This is a genomic window from Gemmobacter megaterium (genome assembly GCF_900156815.1).
Lineage (GTDB): Bacteria > Pseudomonadota > Alphaproteobacteria > Rhodobacterales > Rhodobacteraceae > Wagnerdoeblera > Wagnerdoeblera megaterium.
In genome coordinates this window covers 1-2,545 of record NZ_FTOT01000033.1, presented here as the reverse complement: position 1 = coordinate 2,545, position 2,545 = coordinate 1, and the positions used below count along the sequence as shown (strand labels likewise).

The window sequence follows — 2,545 nt, the reverse complement described above, 5'->3', positions numbered from 1 at the left end:
CGCATCATAGGGCACCCGCAATTCGGTATGGATGCGCAGCCTGTCCGTCACCGTCACCGCCGCCGCCGTGGCATCAAAGCCGGGGCGCTGGACGTGCAGCACATGGGCATCGGTGTTCGGGTCGAACGGCAGCCGGTTGTTGAATACCTCCGGCACGGAACCGCCTTCAATGAAATAGTCGGCGGTCCAGCCATCCTCCTGAATGGCCAGAACGTTCAGATCGGACGGCGGTACGGGCTCCGTGGGTTCGGTTGGCTCTGTGGGTTCGGTCGGGTCTGTCGGTTCAGTTGGTTCCGTCGGCTCGGTTGGCGCCGTCGGCTCCGTTGGTGACACCGGATCGCGCGCCACTGACCGCGTGGCCAACATCGTCAGGCCCAGCCCCAAGCCCAGCATCACACCCACCCGAAGACGGTAGCCGTAGTGCCGGTTGCCCGGATGCGGCGCGCATGGATGGGCAGGATCTGGCCCTGGGCGAGAGTATAGATCAACACTGCCCCGGTTTCATCCTGCACGGCAAGCGCGCCGGCAGCTTCGCAATAGACGGCCTTCGGCACGATCGGCAGATCAAGGTCATCCGATGGCGATATCGCAAAATGCCGTCGCGCCGGACTGCTGGGGCCTGTCTCGTGGTGCTTGTAGGGATCGTATACCGGCATGGTAAAGCTCCGAGAATGAGTCCTGCGTGCGCAGGACTGAGGTTGGATTGGGGGTCGCAGCATTGAGGCGATGCCGATGGTCACCGCGCTTGGGCGATTGACACCACCGCACGTCGACACCGACCCTGACGACGCAAGAATCGGGGAATGCACAATGAGATCGGCAACCATCGCACTGGTGATGGTCCTGATGGCCATTTCTATGCTGCCACAGCCAGCAACAGCCTTATCCACGGGCGAGATCAAACGGCGCATGATCGAAGAGTCGATCCGCACTTACCCAGGAAATTGCCCATGCCCCGAGAGCCGCGACAGCGCCGGACGCAGATGTGGAAAACGGAGCGCCTACAGTCGACCCGGAGGCCGAAGCCCGCTGTGCTATCCGGGAGATATCACCGACAAAGCAGCAGCAGACTACGCGCGCAAGAACGGCTTGAGGTAGGGATCGCCTCCAAGCCATGCACCGAACCAACATTGCTGGTGAACGTGACACATTTTTGCCGCAATCCCAACACAACCTTGGGAATGTCAGAAACCGGAGGCCTTGATGGATGAAGACCGTCGCATCGCGCTCTTGGAACAAGCGCTTGTCGAGTACATCGAGCGATACGGGCTGACCGATCTGGCGCGCGAGGCGATGCGCCCCCTGTCGAGCCCAGTTCCGACGCCCCTGCCGTCGGAAACAGGGGCGCTGGTGACGCCAAGACGTGATCGGCCATCATGACATCGCCGCCAGCTTAGGGGCGCGGCTGGAGTTTTTCCAGCTGCGCCTCTATTCGACTGATGCCAATCTGGATGCTGCGCAGATCGCTGGATTGGCTCGCTTGAGCGATTTCAACACCACGGATACGGGCCTCCCGCGCAGCAGCCTCCTGCCGGATTGCCACCAGGTCACTGTCGATACGTTTCTGATGCTCGCCCAGCGAACGTATGTCGGCCTGCGCCCAGACAAAGGCCCCGATCATCCCGGCGAAGATCACGCCGGTAGAGGCAATCTGGCCATAGCTGACTGACTTCTCGATACGAATGGCCATCATGTCTCCTGGGAAGAAAAGAGCCCATCCCGACAGCGGATGGGAAAACGAAAAGCTGGACGGAACGGGCACATCAGGGCCAACCGGTTTCGATGTCGAATGGCACGCCGGTTTCCAATGCGGCCAGCAGCTCGGCCTCGCGATCAAAGCAGGCCTGAACATGCGCCCGCATGGCTTGCGCAAGCACGATCACCTGGCTCGCGGTCAAGGCTACGAAACCCTGCCCCGCCTTCCACTGCACGGCATAGTCCGGATCCAGCATCGCAGCCAAGGCAGCGCCCGTGATGCGTTGCTGACTGAGATCATCCGTTGCCAGGCTTACACCGCCGACGGTGATCCCCGCCGCCATAGCCATGTCCCGACGGGCCTTGATGCGATCACGAGCGGCGCGATCTGCCGCGCTGGCCTGCTGCTCGGCGGTGATCATCTGCGACAGATCAATCGGGATGCTCATGCCTTGGGCTCCTCGGCCGGATGGGTGACGGGCAAGGCGACCGGGCCGTCGCCGTCGATGTCCAGCGGCGCCGGGAACCGCGCCTCGACCGGGGCCTCGGCACCATGCGGCAGGATCAGCGTCAGGTGCAGCACGCCCTCCAGGCGGCGGATCGGCCCGGCGAGCCATTCGCAGCCGACAGCCGACGCGGGCAGGATCGCGCCTTCGGGCAGCACCGACAGATCGAGATCGGCGCCGTTGATCGTCAGCACCTCGCCGGTGCGATGCAGCGTCAGGCTGGCCTCGGGGCGGAATTGTGGGGTGAAGGGGCTCTGTTGCACAAATCGGCTGATGGCCGGGGTTCCCCTTTCCCCGGACAGACTTATCCCACGGGCTCTGTGACAGGGATGCCGAGCGCGGTG

6 protein-coding genes are annotated in these 2,545 nt (G+C 63.1%); 1 reads left to right on the top strand and 5 read right to left on the bottom strand.

Features of this window, described 5'->3' with window-relative positions:
* Together BW970_RS20980 and BW970_RS20135 are read right to left on the bottom strand one after the other, a co-directional pair.
* Positions 1-393 (bottom strand): hypothetical protein (locus tag BW970_RS20980; RefSeq protein WP_200799325.1); only part of this gene is annotated, 393 nt, incomplete at its 3' end.
* The gene (locus BW970_RS20135) at positions 393-656 is read right to left on the bottom strand and encodes a spike base protein, RCAP_Rcc01079 family (RefSeq protein ID WP_076534733.1); all 264 of its coding nucleotides are present in this window, start codon (positions 654-656) and stop codon (positions 393-395) included. The genes BW970_RS20135 and BW970_RS20980, both read right to left, overlap by 1 nt.
* 547 nt (positions 657-1,203) lie before the next feature.
* Between BW970_RS20135 and BW970_RS20865 the strand changes: the two genes are divergently transcribed.
* Positions 1,204-1,380, top strand: coding sequence for a hypothetical protein (locus tag BW970_RS20865; RefSeq protein WP_159441490.1), 177 nt, complete (start codon positions 1,204-1,206; stop codon positions 1,378-1,380).
* Positions 1,381-1,393: 13 nt separating this feature from the next.
* Here the strand turns inward: BW970_RS20865 and BW970_RS20125 are convergent, their stop codons facing one another.
* The 3 genes from BW970_RS20125 to BW970_RS20115 all read right to left on the bottom strand — a co-directional run bounded on the left by BW970_RS20125 (position 1,394) and on the right by BW970_RS20115 (position 2,464).
* Positions 1,394-1,690, bottom strand: a complete 297-nt coding sequence (locus BW970_RS20125) for a hypothetical protein (RefSeq protein ID WP_144039040.1) — start codon at positions 1,688-1,690, stop codon at positions 1,394-1,396.
* A gap of 73 nt (positions 1,691-1,763) precedes the next feature.
* Positions 1,764-2,144: a DUF4376 domain-containing protein gene (locus BW970_RS20120; protein WP_076534727.1), complete on the bottom strand. Its 381-nt coding sequence runs from the start codon at positions 2,142-2,144 to the stop codon at positions 1,764-1,766.
* Positions 2,141-2,464, bottom strand: a complete 324-nt coding sequence (locus BW970_RS20115; protein ID WP_200799324.1) for a hypothetical protein — start codon at positions 2,462-2,464, stop codon at positions 2,141-2,143. Before BW970_RS20115 ends, BW970_RS20120 begins: the two co-directional genes overlap by 4 nt.
* Between the last annotated feature and the right edge of the window lie 81 nt (positions 2,465-2,545).

Bases quoted from the DNA above. Each gene is read 5' to 3' on its own strand.
- BW970_RS20135 (WP_076534733.1), bottom strand. From the start codon at position 656: ATGCCGGTATACGATCCCTACAAGCACCACGAGACAGGCCCCAGCAGT.
- BW970_RS20865 (WP_159441490.1), top strand. From the start codon at position 1,204: ATGGATGAAGACCGTCGCATCGCGCTCTTGGAACAAGCGCTTGTCGAG.
- BW970_RS20125 (WP_144039040.1), bottom strand. From the start codon at position 1,690: ATGGCCATTCGTATCGAGAAGTCAGTCAGCTATGGCCAGATTGCCTCT.
- BW970_RS20120 (WP_076534727.1), bottom strand. From the start codon at position 2,144: ATGAGCATCCCGATTGATCTGTCGCAGATGATCACCGCCGAGCAGCAG.